This is a genomic window from Bifidobacterium colobi (assembly GCF_018555455.1).
Lineage (GTDB): Bacteria > Actinomycetota > Actinomycetes > Actinomycetales > Bifidobacteriaceae > Bifidobacterium > Bifidobacterium colobi.
The window spans coordinates 25,825-44,310 of sequence record NZ_JAFEJU010000009.1 but is presented as its reverse complement, the minus strand read 5'-3'; the positions used below and the strand labels follow the sequence as shown (position 1 = coordinate 44,310).

Here is an 18,486-nt window from a genome sequence, read left to right as displayed (position 1 = left end):
GACTTACCAATGCCAAGAGGACCTATGGGACACGGGCCGGGCGCAGGGCGCACGGTCGAAAAGCCCAACGATTTCGGCAAAGTCATGGGCAAACTCGTCGCCTACTGCCGTAACTACATTCCTGTCATCATCATCGCGCTCATCCTGGGCGCAGCCGGTACCATCTTCCAAATCATCGGTCCGGACAAGCTCAAGGACATGACCAACGTCATCGTCAAAGGCCTGCCCGCAGTCGTGCATGGGCGCCCAGTGATGCGTTCCATCGATCTTGCTGAAGTCGGACGCATCGCCTGGCTGCTCGTCGCCCTGTACGTGGGCTACGCCGTGCTCAGTTACATCCAAAGCTGGATGATGGCTAACGTCACCCAGCGCACAGCCCAGCGTCTGCGCGAATCCATCTCCACCAAAATCAACAAACTGCCGCTCAAATACTTCGACAAAGTCAGCTACGGCGACGTACTGTCACGCATCACCAACGATGTGGACGCCATCGGCCAGACGCTGGGGCAGAGCCTCGGCTCGCTGATCACTTCGGTGACGCTGTTCGTGGGCGCGCTGGTCATGATGTTCTACAACAACGTGATCATGACGCTGTGTGCCATCGGTGCCAGCCTGCTCGGCATGGTGCTGATGATGGTGATTATGAAGGTCTCCCAGAAGTACTTCGCGCAGCAGCAGGCCGCGCTGGGCGATGTGAACGGTCACGTGGAGGAGATGTACTCCGGGCATGTGATCGTGAAGGCGTACAGCGGCGAGGCCGATTCGATCGCGCGCTTCGAGAAGTACAATGCGGATCTCTATGAATCCGGTTGGAAGTCGCAGTTCCTCTCCGGTCTGATGATGCCGCTCATGAACTTCGTGGGCAACTTCGGCTACGTGGTGGTGTGCGTGGTGGGCGCGGCGCTCGCCATGGATGGACAGATCGAGTTCGGTGTGATCGTGGCGTTCATGATGTACATTCGCCTGTTCACCCAGCCGCTCTCGCAGTTCGCACAGGCTTTCCAGAACCTGCAGCGTTGCGCGGCCGCCGCCGAGCGCGTGTTTGGCTTCCTCGAGGAGCCGGAAATGGCGGACGAATCCGCCAAGCCGGTGCTCCTTGGTGCTGAGGGGCACCAGGTTCGCGGCGATGTGGAATTCAGCCATGTGCAGTTCGGCTACGAGCCGGGCAAGCCGATTATCCATGATTTCTCCGCATCCGTTGCGGCTGGCCAGAAGGTGGCGATCGTTGGGCCGACCGGTGCCGGCAAAACCACGATGGTGAACCTCTTGATGCGCTTTTACGAGATTTCCGGTGGCTCGATTTCGATTGATGGCGTGGACACCGCAAGCGTGCCGCGTTGGAATGTGCATGAGCAGTTCTCGATGGTGCTGCAGGACACGTGGGTGTTCCGTGGAACAGTGCGTGAAAACATCGCCTATGCGAAGCCGGGCGTGACTGATGAACAGATCGTTGCGGCCTGCAAGGCTGTGGGATTGGACCACTTCATCCGCTCCCTGCCGCAGGGCTATGACACGGTTCTGGACGACAAATCCTCGCTTTCCGCGGGCCAGAAGCAGCTGCTCACGATCGCCCGTGCCATGGTGCAGGATGCGCCGATCTTGATTCTCGACGAGGCCACCTCGTCCGTGGACACCCGTACCGAGGAGCTGATTCAGAAGGCCATGGATGCGCTGACCGTGGGGCGCACCTCGTTCGTGATTGCGCACCGACTCTCCACCATTCGCGACGCCGACATGATTCTCGTCATGAACCACGGCGACGTAATCGAGCGCGGCACTCATGACGAGTTGCTCGCGGCGGGCGGGTTCTATGCCGGTTTGTACAACAGCCAGTTCTCGCTCGCTGGATGATGGAGTGTCCTCGTTGTTGCTGCCCGCTGCGACGTACCTCCGTACGCCTTTGCGGGCGCGCCAAGAGGCCACACACATCATCCAGTTCACTTCGCTCGCTGATTGACGGCGCGATGTCGGCGTTGCTCTGCAGCGGGGTAGAACTTCGAGCGGTTCGAGGTTTTGCCCCGGTGCTCTGTTCTCAACAGGGCAGAACCTCGGCTGACTTGAGGAAACACTCTGCTACGTGCGCATAGTGGGGCATTCCCTCGGTCGGCTCGAGGTTTTGCCTCGCTGGTTCGGGCTCAGCGGGGCGAAATGCCGATTAACTCACGGTTTTGCCCCACTGATTGGTTCCCAGTGAGGCGAACTCTCGGTCTGCCAGAGGATTTGCTTCGCTGCAGCAGTTTCATCGGGGTGAATTCGTGATTGACCCGAGGAAATGCCCCGCTGGCTTGAGATTCAGCGGGGCGTAATCTCGGCTGGCTCGAGATGTTGCCCCGCTAGGTGCTGATAATTCCGAGGGCTAGCGCGTGAAGAAGCTGCCTGGGAAGTTGGGGGACTGGGCGGCGGTGCGGTCGGCGTTGAGAATCGCGCAATCGAAGTCGAAGTAGCGCCGCAATTGCTCGGCTGAAGTCGTGAATAGGGCAGTGGCCAAGCCGTCGGCAATCGCAGTTGGATTAGCGTGATGTGCGTGCGATAACGGTTTGCCGCTGCCGGTGGATTGCGCACTGTGATCCATGGTGATACCGAATCCAGAGGCGTTTGATAAGGCGTTGGAATGCTGACCGATTGGGGTTGTAACCAATCCCGTATTCCGCGCGACCGCAACCCATGTGGCCGCCACGTCTTCCACCGGCAGTCCGTCAATGGCGTTGAGCAGATGATGCAGTTGATGGCCGGCCGCCTCGCCCCAGTGGCGACGGCTGGGCGCGCTCGCGCAGAACGCGCCGGCGTTGAGTTCAGCAGTGCCCACTGCGCGGGTTGGATCCGCAGGATCTTCGAGGGCGATGGTGATCGGCGAACCGGCATCCATGCGAATCAGCAGATCACCACCCGCATCAATCACAAAGGCATCAGTATGCGGGGCGAGCATCCCTGCGATCAGATCCACCGCATACCCTTTGCCGCATGCGCCGAAATCAAGAGCAACCGGACCGTGCGTAACCAGTGTTGTGCCGCGTTCGCCATGCCGCTCCACATCATTGCGCCACGTTGGACGGCCATGAATCGCACCCAAGTGGCTCTCATATGGCGTGTTTCCGAGGTGTGATTCGTTGGCCGTGCCGGAAGCTGTATTGCGCGAAGGTGCTGTGTCGGATGCGGCACCACCGGTGTCATATCCGAGCGCATCCGGCGCAACAGTAAACGAATAGTGGGCGTCGTAGCCCAGTCGAATCAGATCTTCGCCCACGCATGGGTCGATGGCGCCCTCGGTGGCCTCGAACAGTCGGTCATACCAATCGAACAAATCCGCGCACCAATCAGGGAAATCGAACGTGCCGCCGTGCTGGGCTGTGCGCATGTGCGAGACCAGCGAACTCGGGCGGAAACGGGAGAGCGCGGACTCGTAGGTGTCGATGAAAATATCGATGGCATCGTACAGCGTGACGGTTTGGTCGTTCGCCATCGACTGGCCAGACTGGCCAGACTGGCCAGTAGCCGCGGTGCCGCCGAACAGCAGCGAAGGCATGGCGATGGGCGTCTCCGCAGATGCCGTGGATTGCACTATCAGTCCCGTACCAAGCGCGTGCGGGAAGGCCATCGTGTGTGGCAGCTGTTCATCGAGGCTGGTCATGCCTACCATCGTAATAGGCTCGAGTGTTGGCCGGGCTTGCGGTGATACACTGCTATTGACATAGTGTCAACAAGGAGGTTTGGCTATGAGCGGTTCTGATCGAATTTCCATTGATACGCACACTGATGCTGCTGCGGGAAGTGCCGGGGTCGGCGTGCCGGCCATCAAAGACCTGCCGCTCGCCAAAGTCTGGGCATTCGCCATCGGCCAGTTCGGCTGGGCATTGCTTTCCGGCATCATCTCCAACTGGCTCGTGTACTTCTACCAGCCCGACCAAGAGACCATCAGCCAAGGTCAGACTGTCTTTGTGCCGCAAGGTTTGGTAGTACTCGGCATTGTGACCGTAGTGGGTGGCATCACCGCATTCGCGCGATTCTTCGATGCATTCGTGGATCCGGCCGTGGCCTCACTCTCCGACCGATGCAACGCCAAAGCCGGCCGTCGCATGCCGTTCCTGAAATTCGCAGCCGCACCACTCGCCATCGTCACCGTGCTTGTGTTCTGGAGTCCGATCAACGGCACCAGTTGGATCAACGGCGCATTCCTCTTCGTCACCGTGATCGGCTACTACATTGCACTCACGTTCTACTGCACGCCATATAACGCGCTGATCGCCGAGCTCGGCCATGATTCCAAGCAGCAGCTCACCATCTCCACCGCCATTTCGTTCACCTGGGTGGCCGGTACCGCCATCGCCTACGTGGCGCCAGTGATTTGGGGTGGCCTAGTGCCAGGACTTGGCCGCATCACCGCCATTCGCGTGACTTTCACCATCATGGCCGCCATCGCATTCGTATGCATGCTGGTGCCGCCGCTCGCCATCCGCGAGAAGGACTACGTCAACTCCCAGCCCACCTCCGAATCCACCATCGAATCACTGAAGCAGACCTTCGGCGACGGCGAATTCCGCAAGTTTGTCTGCTCGGACGTGGTCTACTGGGTGGCCATCACCACTTTCCAAACCGGATTGCCGTTCTTCGTCACAAGCCTGCTGAAACTGCCGGAAACCACCACGACCATCTACTTCGTGCTCATGACCGGCGTTTCCGTACTGTTCTACGTGCCGGTCAACATTCTGGCCAATAAAGTCGGCAAGAAGCGGCTGCTGCTCGTGGCGTTCGTGATCTTCACCTGCGCGTTCGCGTTCGCCGGCGCGCTTGGCTCGGGCGCTCTCGGCTTCCTGCCGGCCATGACGCAGGGCCTGATCCTCTCGGTGGTCGGTGCGATTCCGATGGCCGCGTTCGGCATCCTGCCGCAAGCCATCGTGGCGAATATCGCCGACGCCAGCTCCAAGACCACCGGTCAGGATCGCCAAGGCATGTTCTACGCTGCCCGCACGTTCGCAATGAAGATGGGACAGTCCGTGGCCATGCTGCTGTTCACCGGTGTCTCCACGATCGGTATGGCCTCCGGCGCCGGTTACCGTATCGCCGCCGTGTGTGCTGCGGTGCTGTGCGGCCTGGGCGGCATTGTGTTCGCGTTCTACAACGAAAAGAAAGTGCTGGCCGTGCTGGGGCAATAGTCTGGGCCAGTAGTGCCTGGCCTCGCGCCGACGGCCCCTCGGCCGCTCCTGCTCTGCCACACCCGACCTCGAATTGCGTTTGACGGCACTTCGTACTATATTGTTGCGAGTTGCTTTGCGGAGCAAGGCAACAGACCAAGGGGCTGTAGCTCAGTTGGTAGAGCGCTTCGTTCGCATCGAAGAGGTCGCGGTTTCGACTACCGTCAGCTCCACTTGGGTCGCTTGCATTCATTCCACCGCGAGCGGCCCTTTTCTTTTGCATCCTTCCCATCGGAAACGCTCCTGACGTCCATGATTTGCTACGCTGACGGACAGTAAGAGTCGTATCTCGTTTACGAGGGGTTGATTTTGGCTTCTCGGAACATCTATCTGCTCTACAAGGGGTTGGTGGAGGCTCGTATATGCCGCATATAAGCCATTGCCATACCGTCATTCCGCCGTTTTTGCGGTTTACATACTTGGCGAGGAACCCCTTGTAACGCAGATAGACCTCCGGTGCGGCTCAAATCAACCCCTTGTAAGCCAGAAAGCCTCCAAAAACCGGCTAACTCCGTGGGGTGGGGAATACTGGAAGTATGACAAGCGCAGAGAATATGGCAGGCGATATGACCAATGATGCGGCCGAGCAGTCTGAATCAGTGAATTTCGCAGCTTCGCAAGAACAGACAAGCGGAGCCGACGCGCATACTGCAGCGCTGGATTCTGCAGACGCCCGCGCCGCAGCCGTGAACATTCCAGCCGGTACCGTGGTACTCGCCGCCACACCGATTGGCAATATCGGTGACGCTTCCGCCCGCTTGGTGGCGCTGCTGGAGCGCGCGGACATCGTGGCCGCGGAAGACACGCGTCGCCTCTATGATTTGGCGCGCCGACTCGGCGTGTATGTGACCGGCCGCGTGGTGGCCTACCACGATCACAACGAGCGCAGCAAAGCCGACGGTCTGCTCGATCGGGTGGAAACCGGTGCCACGGTGCTTGTGGTGTCCGACGCCGGCATGCCCACCATCAACGATCCAGGTCTGGCTATCGTTCGTCGCGCCATCGAACGTGGATTGCCGGTGACCTGTGCGCCCGGTCCCTCCGCAGTACTGGACGCGCTCGCACTGTCCGGTTTGCCTACCGATCGATTCTGCTATGAAGGATTCCTGCCGCGCAAGCATTCCGAACGTGTGCAAGCGTTGCGCGCATTGCTGCCGGAGCGCCGCACGATTGTGTTCTACGAGACGCCGCATCGCATCGCCGATTCGATGGATGACCTGTTGGACGCGTTCGGCCCGAATCGTCCGATGGCATTGTGCCGTGAGCTGACCAAGGATTACGAGCAGATTCGCCGCGGCTCTATCAGCGAGATTCGCCAGAGTGTGATTGATGATCCGCCGCGTGGAGAAATGGTGTTGGTTATTGGCGGCGCATCCAATGAGGAGGCCGAGGCTGCGGCGCCGAATACGTTGAGTGTGGAGGATTTGGCGGTGCTCGCTATCGACCGCGCGCTTGAGGATGGTCTGCGTATCAAAGACGCCATCGCCCAAGTGGTGCAGGAACATCCGCTGCCGGACGGTTCGCTAGCCAATCGCAAGCAGGTGTACTCGGCAGTGTTGGCAATGAAAAGCTGAGTTGAGCGCATGCGGACGCATCGTTGACAATACTGCCTGCGGTGCTGCGTGATTTACGACGCAGAATCACCGGGCTTCCGCTTCCAGCGATTCCAGCAGTATCTCAAGCGCCTGCCGCACGCCAGGCCCGCCGGATTGGGAAATATATTCCAATAAAGCGGCATCAGCCGTCGGATTCGCGACGACCCAGCGGCGCAGTTCCGGCACGTGCTGTGCAATATACCAAAGCACATCAGCATCAGTATCCGGCGAGCAAGCCACCTGCGGCGTGAGCGGAATCGGTGGATTCGGCGGTGCCGTCATATCCGAAATCAGCGCGGATGCTGAGTCTTCTTGATGCTGCGGAAGCCTATGCGACTGCCGAAGTTTGCGCAAACGATGCGTCGGCTGCTGCCTTGCGCGATGCCAGAATCGTCCCATCATGCGTACCGTTCTGTAGCGGAATCGTTGATCTCGCGCTGCACGGCATTGAAGAATTCCTTAGCGCGCGCCGCATACTTGTGATGGCGATGTTCCCGGATGATTTGCAGGCAGTCATTCGGGCGGAATTCGTAAGCCGACATAAGCTGACAGACCAACGTATTGGCCACGGATGGATCCGGGCCGTTTTCGGGAGCCATGACCAGATCACAGGCGGTGCGAGCGGGTGTGGTGATAACAAGGTCGCCGATTTTCATGATTTGTTCGGGCAGCGTGAGGCGTTTGAATACGCGGATGCGGCGGCCGGCTACAGCAGCGCGAAAATGCGATGTGGAGATTACGTCGATGGTGTCGGGAAAGTCGCCGCCGCCGAGCCAAACCCAAGCGGCAGTGCGCGTGCAAGCCACAGTGCCGAACGGTGCGATTGCGGACATGATTGAGGCGCGCCCGTAGAGTGTGTTGGCATGCTCGCTCCAGTAGGCGCAGGTTTCGTCGAGCTTATGAATGGTGCCGAGTTCGGCAAGCAGATTCATGCTCAGCGGTCCGGGTAGGTCGGAGAGGTGCAGGATGGGCGGCACACTCGGCTGGGCTGTGGGTGTGCGGCTGCCGGCGGCGGCTCCCGCGCCTGGAGTGCTGATGGTGACGGTGTTAACGCCGTTCTTCTTTGAACGATTTGAAGTACTCATGATTCCACAGTTGCACGTTTCCGCGTTGCGCGCCACCGGCTTGGCGAAAACGGTGGATAAGTGGATAACTTTGGTCGGGAGGTCAGGATTGTGGATAAGTCGGTGGATATTTGGGTGGGGTGTAGTGATTGCGGGTAATCGCGGTACGGTCCTGTGATTGCGGACTCGTCTACGGCGAGACTGTACTGCTTTATGAGCTGATGCTCGCAGATCTCTCCCTCAGTCAACTACGTTGACAGCTCCCTCATCAGAGGGAGCCATTGGCTCGGTTGTCGCTGAGTGTGCGTTCGCTGGACAGCCCACTGGACTGTCTTTTATGCGGCGTGGTCCGGCAATTATGGTCGGGCTTCGCCCACGTTTTTCTGGCTCGGTTGTCGCCTCGCACACGTTGGGCGAACGCTCTCGCGTTCTCTATGCCCAACGTGTCCCCTGTACGCCGGATAATCGGGGTTTATGAGTCATGTTTTGGTGAATGTTGCTTGGCCGTATGCGAACGGCCCCCGTCATATTGGCCACGTCGCCGGCTTTGGTGTGCCGTCCGACGTTTACGCGCGCTACGAGCGCATGAAAGGCAATGACGTGCTCATGGTCTCCGGTACCGATGAGCACGGCACCCCGATCCTCGTGGAAGCCGAGAAGGAAGGCCTCTCCGCGCAGGAGCTCGCCAACCGCTACAATCGCGTGATCGCCAAGGATTTGTGTGACCTCGGTCTGAGCTACGACCTGTTCACCCGCACCACCACCGGCAATCACGAGCACGTGGTGCAGGAGATGTTCAAGCAGTGCCTGAAGAACGGCTACATCTACAAGGGCACCCAGCAGGTGGCCATCTCCCCATCCACCGGCCGCACCCTGCCGGACCGTTACATTGAAGGCGAATGCCCGATTTGCCACGCCGAAGGCGCTCGCGGCGACCAGTGCGACGCCTGCGGCAACGAGCTCGATCCGGACGAGCTGATCAACCCGGTCTCCAAGATCAACGGCGAAACCCCGCGCTTCGAACAGACCGAGCACTTCTTCCTCGATTTGCCGGCGCTCGCCGAAGCCAACAAGGCATGGCTGGAAACCCGCAAGGGCTGGCGTACCAACGTCATCAACTTCTCCCTCGGCCTGTTCAAGGAAGTCAAACCGCGCGCCATCACCCGCGACATTGACTGGGGTATCCCGGTGCCGGTCAAGGACTGGATCGACAACCCGAACAAGAAGCTCTACGTGTGGTTCGACGCTGTGATCGGCTACCTGTCCGCATCCATCGAATGGGCTCGCCGCCAGGGCGACCCGGAGAAGTGGCGCGAATGGTGGAACGATCCGAGCTGCCCGGCCTACTACTTCATGGGCAAGGACAACATCACCTTCCACTCTCAGATTTGGCCGTCTGAAATGCTGGCCTACAACGGCCAAGGCTCCAAGGGCGGCGAAACCGGCCCGATGGGTCCGCTGAACATGCCGGAGCAGGTCGTGGCCTCTGAGTTCATGACCATGGAAGGCAAGAAGTTCAGCTCCTCCCGCGGCATCGTGATCTACGTGAAGGACATTCTCGCCCGCTACCCCGTGGACGCCGTGCGCTACTACATCTCCGTGGCTGGCCCGGAATCCTCCGATTCCGACTTCACGTGGGCTGAGTTCGTGCGTCACAACAACGAGGAGCTCGCCTCCTCCTGGGGTAACCTGGTGAACCGCGTGGCCAACCTGATCAACAAGAACTTCGGCCAGATTCCGGCTCTGGACGAGGATTCCATGACCGACGAGGATCGCGGTCTCCTGGAAGAAACCGCTGCTGCATTCGACGTGGTCGGCTCCTCCATCGAAACCCATCATCAGAAGCACGCACTGGCCGAGGCCATGCGCATCGTCGGCGACATCAACAAGTACATTTCCGCCACCGAACCGTGGAAGATTAAGGACGACCCGGCTCGCCTCGGCACTGTGCTGCATGTCGCCGCCCAGGCCGTCTCTGATGCGAACCATCTGCTCGCCCCGTTCCTGCCTCACTCCGCGCAGAAGGTGTGGGAGGCGCTCGGCGGTACCGGCACTTTCTCCCCGCTGCCTGAGCTGCGCGAAGTCGAGGATCTCGACAAGCCCGGCTTCAAGTACCCGATCATCACCGGCGACTACAAGCTTGGCGTGAACGTGCACCCGTGGAAGAGCGAGCCGATCGAAGTCGGTGCAGTGGTGCCGAAGCCGAAGCCGATCTTCGCCAAGATTCCGACCGAGGCCGTGGAAGAGGAGTTGGCTCGCTTCGATGAGGCGCTGGCTGCTCGCCGCGCCGCCGAAGCCGAGCGCTTGGCTGCAGAGAAGGCCAAGCTGGCTGCCGAACAGTCTAAATAAGGCATCGGTTTCCGGATTTTCTCTCACTGACGAAGCGTCAGTGAGAGAAAATCCGGAAAACCCGTTTGGCGCATGGGGCTCGAGGGCGTCGCATTGGACATTGTGCGGCATTCTGATGGGTAGCGTTACAAAGTCAACACAGTTTGCCAAGAAAACTCCCAGATAAGCACATCGAATCGCCAAGGAACGGGCGGTTAACTAGAACATGTCAACGGATGAAGTTCATACCGATGGCGAGGTTTTCCGAACCCCATAACTGAACCCTTCTTCTCTCTTCTCTCTCACCCGGCGCCCCAACGCCGGGTTTCTTTTTTGGCATGGAGCCCGACGCGTTGCCGACGGTATCCGGTTTGGCAAATTTTGGCAAAGGCTGGCTGTGTCAGAGGGTGGCAAATTTTGGCAATCACTGATGACCATATGCTGAGGCATGCAAGCGCTCATGCCGCGATTGGTGCGGCGGTGCGGATGCTGTAAGAGCGTAACCGTAAGAGCGCAGTAAAGTCGCGAGGAAAGGAACGTATGATCATGGTGGATCAGATGGTGATTGCTGGTGCAGCACTGGCTGCGGATTGGCAGAATGCTCTGATTGCGACCGGCGGCACGCTCGGTAAGGCTGCCATCGTGATGGTAGTGGTTGCCATCGGCGGTGCCGCGATTGATGCCGTGGCTCGTTTTATCAAGAACCGCTTTATGTGATGGTCGATAAGCTCAGAACAGATGGCCCGTATCTGGCGCAAATCAATGAGATATGTGCCAGATACGGGCCATCTGACTTGTTTTTGCGAACAGGATTACCGCTACTTCACTGTGAACCCTTCCTGCTGCCCATAGGTCTTCAGCGAATCGCCCCACTGCACGAGCGCGTTCTGCAGGGTGATTTTGCCGTGATACGCCTGACCAATTGAGTCGACCGCAATCGAGTTCGCGTAGGCCATGTACGGCAGGTATTCGAACTTGGTGCTCACGTCGTTCGAAGCCGTGGCGATCACCTGATGCGTGGCCTGTCCACCGAAGAACGAATCCTTCTCGTTCAGCCAATCGCTATCGGTGAGCACGGTGTTGAGCGGCGGCAATCCGCCTTGTGCAAGATTGACCTTGACGCCGTCGCCATATGCGAACCACTCAGCAAATTCATACGCCGCTTTCGCCTTGGCGTCATCGGTGCCCTTGGGCAATGCCAACGCGCCGCCGCCATTCTCGCCATTTGTATGCTCGCCGGCTGCATACTGCGGCATCAGGGCGATGCGCCACGAACCCTTGGTCTGCGAGAGATTCTTCTGCATCGAGGACACCATCCATGCGCCGGTCAACATCGTGGCGATAGAACCGTCGTCCAGCTTGCGCCACCATTCGTCGGTCCAGCCGGTGGTGGAGGTGTCGATGAGTTTGGCATCCAGCATCGATTGCCACATGCCGGTGAATTTCTTCACGTTTTTGCCGCTGAAGTTCACGCTGACGTTGGTGCCGTCCACGCTGAACGGCTGTGCGCCTGCCTGCCAGAGCATGGAGGTGATGAAGCCGCCGTCGCCCGTGTCGTTGGCGATGTGCGCGTCGCCGGGCAGCGCGGCGATTTTCTCAGCGGCCGCGCGGTATTCGTCCCATGTGGTCGGCGCGGTGGTCACGCCGGCTTTGGCGAACACGTCCTGGTTGTAGAACATCACCATCGGGCCGGAGGAGATCGGCAGTCCGTACGGTGAGCCGCCAACGGACACATTGTTCTGCGCGGCCTTGGTGAAGTCGCCGCGAATCGAACCGAAGCCGTAATCGTTGATGTTGCGCAGCTGATCGGAGATGGCAAACTGATGCACGGCGTTGTAGTCGAGGTAAACCACGTCCGGGATGCCGCGGCCTGCGTTGATTGCATTGGTCAGCTGCATGTATTCGTCTTCGTTCGCGCCGGCGTTGGTGACTTTGACCTTGATGTTCGGGTGGGTTTTCTCAAACGCGGTGACGAAATCATTGATGGTGGATTGCCAGGTCCACAGGGTGATTTCGGTGGTGCCGGAGCTGCTGTGGGTGCTGTTTTCGCTCGAGGTGCTGCCGCATCCGGCGGTGGCGAGCAGGCTCAGTGCCGCGATGGTGGCGGCAGCCGTGCGAATCCTAGTGACTTGGCAAAGCAGACGAGACATGTGCAGACACTCCGATGTTGAACTGGACAATGTGCAGAACTTCCGAACGCAGATTTTACCTGTGTGTGACTTGCGAGACTGCACAAATCAAGAGTTTTTGTGCAATTGGCAAAGAGCGGCAATATCCCGCGGCAAAATCAGGGATGACTGATGGCAAAGCATGGCAAAAACTGGCAAAGTTGCGCAAAACTTGGATGGCAAAAAACGGCAAACGTGGTGACGCTTCTATGGTGAGCCATGTGATTCGGTGCAGCGCCCCGATGAAACCGAAGAAGGTTTCGGTTTGCTCGGGTGCTGGGCCGAAAAAGACAGTCGAAACCATCGGCTCGCGCAACCGCAACAGCCCGATGAAGACCGAAGAATCGATGAGGAATCGAAAGGGATTGCAATGAGGCTCAACCTCAATGGTGTGTGGGACTTCTACCCGAACGGCGGGCAGGAGCGTTATGACATCGTCGTGCCGACTTGGTGGGACTCGTTGCCCGCCACCACCGGCTACCCGGCCGAATGGGAGAAGGGCCTGCACCACGGCGTGTACGTCAAGACCGTGGATCTGCCGGAAAACATCACCGACGAAGACGTGTTCCTCCACGTCGGCGCACTTGCCACGCTCGGCAAGGTGTTCGTCAACGGCCAGTCCGTCGGCCCGCTCACGACCAAGGGCTACCTGATGACCCTGCTGCCGTACGACCTCGATATCAACAACGTGGTCAAGCCCGGTGCCAACGAGATTCGCATCGAAGTCTGGTCCGTTAAGGCACTGCCGGAAGACGCGCTGGCCACCGAAGGCGGCCCGGATCGCCTGCTCTTCCCGTTCGGTGTGGAGAACATCGTCGGCCGCGTGGGCATTGGCGAAGACGTCGAAATTGTCACCAAGCCGAAGCTGCGCATCGACGATCTGCAGATCATGCCGGACCTCAAGAAGAACGCTGATCCGTCCGACGACGAACTCGCCGTGAACGTGACCATCGTCAACCACACCGCCGCCGATGCCGACCTGAAGCTCACCGCCGCTGTGCACCCATACAAGGGTGATACTGAAACCGCGGCGCTCACCTTCGACCCCGTCGATGTGCACGTCGCAGCCGGTGAGAGCACGGTTGTGAAGCTCGCCAAGGGTTGGCCGACCGCCCACTACTGGTCCCGCACCGACCCGTTCCTCTACACCGTGGACGCCGCCATCGCCGACTCCAAGGCCGCGGACGATGCAAAGCCGGTGCACGAATACTCCGACCGTTTCGGATTCCGCCAGTTCTGGCGCGAAGGCGACAAGTACATCATCAACGGCGTCAAGATTCGCCTGCGCGGCGACTCCCTGTGCCTGCTCAACCAGGGCGACCGCGATCTGATCAACGAGATCGGCGACTCCTACGGCGTGATCTTGGACGACAACCACGCAATGGACGAGATGGCCAAGGCATGGCTCGACGCCTACCGCCACGCCAACTGCAACATCATCCGTAACCACATCCGTTCCGTGCCGTCCCACGTGCTGATGGACCACGCGGATGAAACCGGCATGCTGCTCGAAGAGGAAACCGCGTTCTGGAACCCGGGCTCCACCTCCAACGTCTCCCTCGATCCGCCGTACTACCTCAACTACTCCGATGAGGCCATCGGCTACTACACCGAATGGGTGGAGCGCTGGGTGCGCGAATACCGCAACCATCCATCCATCGTGCTGTGGTCCACCACCAACGAGGCATGGAACCCGAACGACGCCGAAATCCTCATCCCGCCGCTGGAAGCTGCGGCCAACCGCGAGGATCCGACCCGCTTGGTGATGAACGATGGCTTCAACAAGCCGATCACCAACGAGGACTCCCGCCACTACTTCGGCGGCTACCCCTCCGGCATGACCTCCGCACCCGACATCTACGATCTTTACCAGATTGACGGCGACCTGCCGCTCGGCGCTGGTGAAGAGTTCTCCGTCTCCACCGCAGGCATCCCGCAGTACGCCGAAGACGGCACGATCAAGGACATCTACCATGGCCGCTTGAACGGCAACCCGGACACCATTTCCCGCGCCGACTTCGGCCGCGAAGTGGGCCGCGTGACCCGCGGCGTGCGTACCACGCGCATGGCCAACTGGAAGCCGTTCTGCCTGTCGATGTTCATCTACGACAACATCGAAAAGGTCATTGAACTCGATCAGGAGCACACCAAGCACGGCCTCAACCCGAAGGCTCTGCTGCGCCCGCAGTTCGACCCGACCGCCGAAGGCGACGCCCGCTGGATCGAAGGCGACGGCTACCGCTACTTCGCCAACTCCTACGCCGACGTGGCCGCATTCGACAAGGACTTCGACAAGGAGCCGCGCCTCGGCCTGCCGCACCACATCTACCAGCTTGGCACTGCCTCCCAGCGCACGCTGCTCGTCTACAACGATGAGGAAGTCGACGGCACTGAACTCGAGGTCCGCTGGACGGTGACCGCCCAGAACACGCAGGACGGCACAGTGCGCGAAGTCGAATCCGGTTCCAAGACCATCACCGTGGACCACGGCGAATTCACCGAACTGCCCATCACCATCCATGTGCCGGGCGAGGTGGAGACCTACGAATCCAAGCTCATCGAAACCCTGAGCGTGGTCAAGAACGGCAAGCTCAAGTTCACCGAAGACAACTTCCTCGGTTGGATCGGCCGCCCGGCCCCCGCCAAGATCGGCGCCAGCCGCGAAGTCATCGACCTCGGCACCGTGGACTGGGTGTCCCGCAACGTCAAGCACTGCCTGCACCTGAAGCAGGAAGGCGGCGCCCTGAGCGAAAAGTGGACCGCCCGCGTGGTGGATGACGCCAACGGTTCCATCAGCTTCGAGCGTCTCGCCGGCAACCTGCGCCACGAGCAAGAACTGTTCTACACGGTGAACGTGGCCGGCCTCGAATCCGGCAAGGCCTACACCGGCCAGATCGAATACACCGGCGAAAACGGCGACACCGTGACCGTAACCGTGAAGTTCGTAGCCGGCACGATGCCATGCAAGTGCCAGGCCGCCAACAAGGCCCTGGGCGCCACCGTGCGCGTCAGCTCCTCCTCCGAGCGCTACGGCTGGACCGTGGCATCCCTGGTCGACGGCGAATTCAACGCCGACTACAACCACTTCGGCTGGTCCAGCGAACCGACCAAGGAGAACCACAGCGAATGGGTCTCCCTGAAGCTCGCCGAACCGACCACTGTGGCTCAGGTTGTGCTCGCCCCGCGTGGCGAAAACCCCGGCGGTACCGTTGCCGAAGCCTTCCATGGCGAAGGCGAAGGTGTCGGCGGTGTGCAGGAGTTCGCCGCAGGCCACCGCGCTTTCGATCCGAACCAGGGACAAGGCTTCCCGGTCGACTTCACCATCGCCGTGTCCGCCGACGGCAACGCGTGGACCAAGGTGGTCGATAAGCACGACTATGCACTGCCCGCCAACGGCAAGCCGCGCGCGTTCGACTTCGCTCCGGTAGACAACGTGCGCTTCGTCAAGCTGGAAGCCTCCAAGCTGCGCGCCAACCCGAACGAACATGACGAGTACGCGCTGCAGCTCGTGGAGATCGCCGTCTACGCCGATGCCCACATGCCAGCCATTCCGTCCGAGCCCACCGATGTGACCGCTTCCGTACAGTCTCACGACGTGCAGGTCAGCTGGAAGTTCGCTTCCGACGGCCGCTCGCCAATCCTCGGCACCAAGCTCACCCTGACCAACGCAGCCGGCGAAATCATCCCGGCCGAAGTCACCGGAACTGATACCTACGCGCTGATCAGCGATGTGCCGGCCGGCGAATGGACCGTCACCGTGCAGGGCCGCAACGAGATCGGAGAAGGCGAAAGCGCCACGTACCAAGCTTTCAAGGTCGGTCGCGACACCGCCAACGAGGTTGACGATCAGCTGCCGCAGCCCAAGGCTCCGGTTGCCGAACTGCTCGTGGAATCCGGTGCCGTGGCGGTCTCCTGGAATGATGTGGACACTCGCTCCGGTTTCGGCAAGGGCGGCACCAACATCCATCTGACCCCGGTTGATGCTTCCGCTGACTCCACGTTGCCGAAGCGAGTGGCTTGGACCCCGACCGGCACCACCGCCTACACCTTCACCGATGTGGCCCGCGGTACCTACCAGGTGACCATTGAAGCCACCAGCGGCGAAGACAAGGTTTCCCCGGCCAGCGAGCCAAGCGAGCCGATCATCGTGGCCGCCGTGCCCGCCAAGCCGAACAAGCCGGGCGTTACCTCCACCGCCGACACGATGAACGTGACCTGGAAGGCTCCGGCAGACGGCGGCACTGCGATTACCTCCTACGTGCTGACCTTGCGCAACCTCACCGAGAACACCGTCAAGGTGGTCAAGGCCGAGGCTGGCGAGGAAGCCAAGAGCGTGTCCGGATTGAGCGCCGGCAACTACACGGCATCCGTGATCGCGGTCAACGCAATCGGCATGTCCGCCGAGTCCAGCCCGTCCCTGCCCTGCCTCATCAAGTAGACCGCGCGCAACGCGCGCCCAATAATCAAAGATTTGCCGCTGCCCAGGCAACGGCGAGCGGTGTGGTGCAAGGGAAGGCTTGCATCACACCGTCCAATAACAAGAAAGAACTAAGGAGTTCTGCACTATGAGCACTGCAACAGCGCAGTCAGTCAAGAAGACGCCAAAGAAGCTGACTTGGCTGAACATCGTCGGTTATGGTTCCGGCGATCTTGCCAACAACATCGGCTGGCGTATGATGTCGATGTTCCTGGCCACCTACTACATCTACATGGGCATCGACCCGGTGACCACCGCTAACATCTTCCTGTTCGCCCGCTTCTTCCAGGCTGTTGTGTACCTGCTCGCCGGCAACTACGCCGATCGCGTCAAGCCGAACAAGAACGGCAAGTTCCGCCGTCTGGTCGTGATGTTCGGCGTGCCGATGATGGTGGCCATCGCCCTGATGTACACCATCCCGGCCAACGCTGAGATGGGCGTCAAGGTGGCATGGGCCATCGTCACCTACCTGCTCTACCAGCTGCTCGGTGCCTTGGGCGGCGTGCCGTACGGCGCACTGCTCGGCGCTATGACCCAGGATCAGAACGAACGCCAGCGTCTTTCCTCCGCCCGTATGGTCGGCGGCGCTCTGTTCGGTCTCATCGTCACCTTCACCCTGGCTCCGGCCATCAACACCGTGAAGGATCAGGCCGCTCTCGCCAAGCTCATGCTGCCGATCGTGTGCATCTTCTGCCTGGTTGGCGCGCTGATCTACGTCTTCCTGTACAAGACCACCATCGAGCAGATCGATGTGCCGACCCAGCCTAAGGTCTCCTTCATCGACACCCTGAAGGCCATCGTCATGAACCCGGCCCTGCTCATCCTGTGCTTCGCCACCGGCTTCTACCTGATCGCCACCTGCGTGGGCTCCATCGGACCGATCATCGCCAAGGAAGTGCTCGCCAACGGTGCCGACGCCGGCACGCTGGCCCTCATCACCACCATCGTCACCCTGATCAACGCCTCCATCGGCGTGGTCGCCTCCCCGTTCGGCCCGGTTATCGCCCGCCACCTCGGCAAGAAGGGCGGCTGGTACCTCGGCTGCGCACTCGGCATCATCGGTGGTGTGATGTTCATCTTCGTCTCCAACGTGTGGCTGTCCCTCGTGGGCATGGCGCTGAACGCCATCGGTGCCCAGTTCTGCGGCAACTACGTGTGGGGCATGGAAGGCGACACCGTTGAGTACTACGAGTGGAAGACCGGCAAGCGCACTGATGGTGCCGCCATGGCTGGCCTGAGCTTCTTCCGCCAGATGTTCGGTGCCCTGACCTCCTGGCTTGGCCCGGCCATCCTCGCCTTCACCGGCTACAAGTCCGGCATGAACGTGGCTCAGGATCCGACCGTTGCCGAGAACCTGCGCCTGGCCGCCGGCCTCGTGCCGCTGATCGGCTTCGTGATCTCCGCCGCCATCATGTTCTTCTACCCGGTCACCGAGAAGAAGTTCGCCCAGATCAAGGCCGAGCTCGCCGAGCGTCGTGCCGAGGCCGAGGCGTGAAACAAACAATCCAGTGGATTGTTTGTAGCCGAGGCCGAACGGCGACAGCCGTGAGGTAATGATGAGCCTGGCCGTAGGCCAGTCAGCAATTGCTGGTCGAAGCTAAGGCTGCTGAAGCCTGATTCGCGCTGATTGGCTCCCTCGTGTAGAGGGAGCCTTTTTCTATATAT

The 18,486-nt window shown here is 60.2% G+C and carries 12 protein-coding genes and 1 tRNA gene; 9 read left to right on the top strand and 4 right to left on the bottom strand.

Annotation, left to right across the window (positions count from 1 at the left end; translation table 11 throughout):
* The first annotated feature begins 9 nt into the window (after positions 1 to 9).
* Entirely contained in the window at positions 10 to 1,851 is a 1,842-nt protein-coding gene (locus JS530_RS09880) for an ABC transporter ATP-binding protein (RefSeq protein ID WP_214376996.1), read from the top strand.
* Positions 1,852 to 2,356: 505 nt separating this feature from the next.
* Here JS530_RS09880 and JS530_RS09875 read toward each other — a convergent pair.
* Complete coding sequence (locus JS530_RS09875; RefSeq protein WP_425350872.1) at positions 2,357 to 3,460, bottom strand: FAD:protein FMN transferase; 1,104 nt, start codon at positions 3,458 to 3,460, stop codon at positions 2,357 to 2,359.
* 253 nt (positions 3,461 to 3,713) lie between these two features.
* On the opposite strand from JS530_RS09875, the gene JS530_RS09870 reads away from it, so the two are divergent.
* The 3 genes from JS530_RS09870 to rsmI all read left to right on the top strand — a co-directional run bounded on the left by JS530_RS09870 (position 3,714) and on the right by rsmI (position 6,763).
* A complete protein-coding gene (locus JS530_RS09870) occupies positions 3,714 to 5,150 on the top strand; it encodes an MFS transporter (protein ID WP_240541189.1) in 1,437 nt (478 codons plus the stop codon).
* A 139-nt stretch (positions 5,151 to 5,289) separates the two neighbouring features.
* Positions 5,290 to 5,362 (top strand) — tRNA-Ala (locus tag JS530_RS09865).
* Between the two features lie 363 nt (positions 5,363 to 5,725).
* Positions 5,726 to 6,763, top strand: a complete 1,038-nt coding sequence (gene rsmI / locus JS530_RS09860; RefSeq protein WP_342590073.1) for a 16S rRNA (cytidine(1402)-2'-O)-methyltransferase — start codon at positions 5,726 to 5,728, stop codon at positions 6,761 to 6,763.
* 66 nt (positions 6,764 to 6,829) lie between these two features.
* On the opposite strand, the gene JS530_RS09855 is transcribed toward rsmI, so the two are convergent.
* Together JS530_RS09855 and JS530_RS09850 are read right to left on the bottom strand one after the other, a co-directional pair.
* Positions 6,830 to 7,186, bottom strand: coding sequence for a variant leucine-rich repeat-containing protein (locus JS530_RS09855; protein WP_240541188.1), 357 nt, complete (start codon positions 7,184 to 7,186; stop codon positions 6,830 to 6,832).
* On the bottom strand, positions 7,183 to 7,869 hold the full coding sequence (locus JS530_RS09850) for a hypothetical protein (RefSeq protein WP_240541187.1): 687 nt from the start codon (positions 7,867 to 7,869) through the stop codon (positions 7,183 to 7,185). The genes JS530_RS09855 and JS530_RS09850 overlap by 4 nt, the downstream gene beginning before the upstream one ends.
* A 453-nt stretch (positions 7,870 to 8,322) precedes the next feature.
* On the opposite strand from JS530_RS09850, the gene metG reads away from it, so the two are divergent.
* Complete coding sequence (gene metG / locus JS530_RS09845) at positions 8,323 to 10,197, top strand: methionine--tRNA ligase (protein WP_214376994.1); 1,875 nt, start codon at positions 8,323 to 8,325, stop codon at positions 10,195 to 10,197.
* Positions 10,198 to 10,722: 525 nt separating this feature from the next.
* A complete protein-coding gene (locus JS530_RS09840) occupies positions 10,723 to 10,893 on the top strand; it encodes a hypothetical protein (protein ID WP_214376993.1) in 171 nt (56 codons plus the stop codon).
* A gap of 101 nt (positions 10,894 to 10,994) precedes the next feature.
* Here JS530_RS09840 and JS530_RS09835 read toward each other — a convergent pair whose 3' ends face one another.
* The gene (locus tag JS530_RS09835) at positions 10,995 to 12,326 is read right to left on the bottom strand and encodes an ABC transporter substrate-binding protein (protein WP_214376992.1); all 1,332 of its coding nucleotides are present in this window, start codon (positions 12,324 to 12,326) and stop codon (positions 10,995 to 10,997) included.
* A 65-nt stretch (positions 12,327 to 12,391) separates the two neighbouring features.
* Between JS530_RS09835 and JS530_RS09830 the strand changes: the two genes are divergently transcribed.
* The 3 genes from JS530_RS09830 (at position 12,392) to JS530_RS09820 (ending at position 18,316) form a co-directional block, all read left to right on the top strand.
* Positions 12,392 to 12,718 (top strand): hypothetical protein, encoded by a 327-nt coding sequence (locus tag JS530_RS09830; protein WP_214376991.1) that lies wholly within the window; start codon positions 12,392 to 12,394, stop codon positions 12,716 to 12,718.
* The gene (locus tag JS530_RS09825) at positions 12,715 to 16,782 is read left to right on the top strand and encodes a fibronectin type III domain-containing protein (protein WP_214376990.1); all 4,068 of its coding nucleotides are present in this window, start codon (positions 12,715 to 12,717) and stop codon (positions 16,780 to 16,782) included. The genes JS530_RS09830 and JS530_RS09825 overlap by 4 nt, the downstream gene beginning before the upstream one ends.
* A 127-nt stretch (positions 16,783 to 16,909) precedes the next feature.
* Complete coding sequence (locus JS530_RS09820) at positions 16,910 to 18,316, top strand: MFS transporter (RefSeq protein WP_214376989.1); 1,407 nt, start codon at positions 16,910 to 16,912, stop codon at positions 18,314 to 18,316.
* Positions 18,317 to 18,486: the final 170 nt, after the last annotated feature.

Coding starts and splice junctions, on each gene's coding strand:
- rsmI (WP_342590073.1), top strand. CDS start 5,726: ATGACAAGCGCAGAGAATATGGCAGGCGATATGACCAATGATGCGGCC.
- JS530_RS09855 (WP_240541188.1), bottom strand. CDS start 7,186: ATGATGGGACGATTCTGGCATCGCGCAAGGCAGCAGCCGACGCATCGT.
- JS530_RS09840 (WP_214376993.1), top strand. CDS start 10,723: ATGGTGGATCAGATGGTGATTGCTGGTGCAGCACTGGCTGCGGATTGG.
- JS530_RS09850 (WP_240541187.1), bottom strand. CDS start 7,869: ATGAGTACTTCAAATCGTTCAAAGAAGAACGGCGTTAACACCGTCACC.
- JS530_RS09875 (WP_425350872.1), bottom strand. CDS start 3,460: ATGGCGAACGACCAAACCGTCACGCTGTACGATGCCATCGATATTTTC.
- JS530_RS09825 (WP_214376990.1), top strand. CDS start 12,715: ATGAGGCTCAACCTCAATGGTGTGTGGGACTTCTACCCGAACGGCGGG.
- JS530_RS09820 (WP_214376989.1), top strand. CDS start 16,910: ATGAGCACTGCAACAGCGCAGTCAGTCAAGAAGACGCCAAAGAAGCTG.
- JS530_RS09835 (WP_214376992.1), bottom strand. CDS start 12,326: ATGTCTCGTCTGCTTTGCCAAGTCACTAGGATTCGCACGGCTGCCGCC.
- metG (WP_214376994.1), top strand. CDS start 8,323: ATGAGTCATGTTTTGGTGAATGTTGCTTGGCCGTATGCGAACGGCCCC.
- JS530_RS09870 (WP_240541189.1), top strand. CDS start 3,714: ATGAGCGGTTCTGATCGAATTTCCATTGATACGCACACTGATGCTGCT.
- JS530_RS09880 (WP_214376996.1), top strand. CDS start 10: ATGCCAAGAGGACCTATGGGACACGGGCCGGGCGCAGGGCGCACGGTC.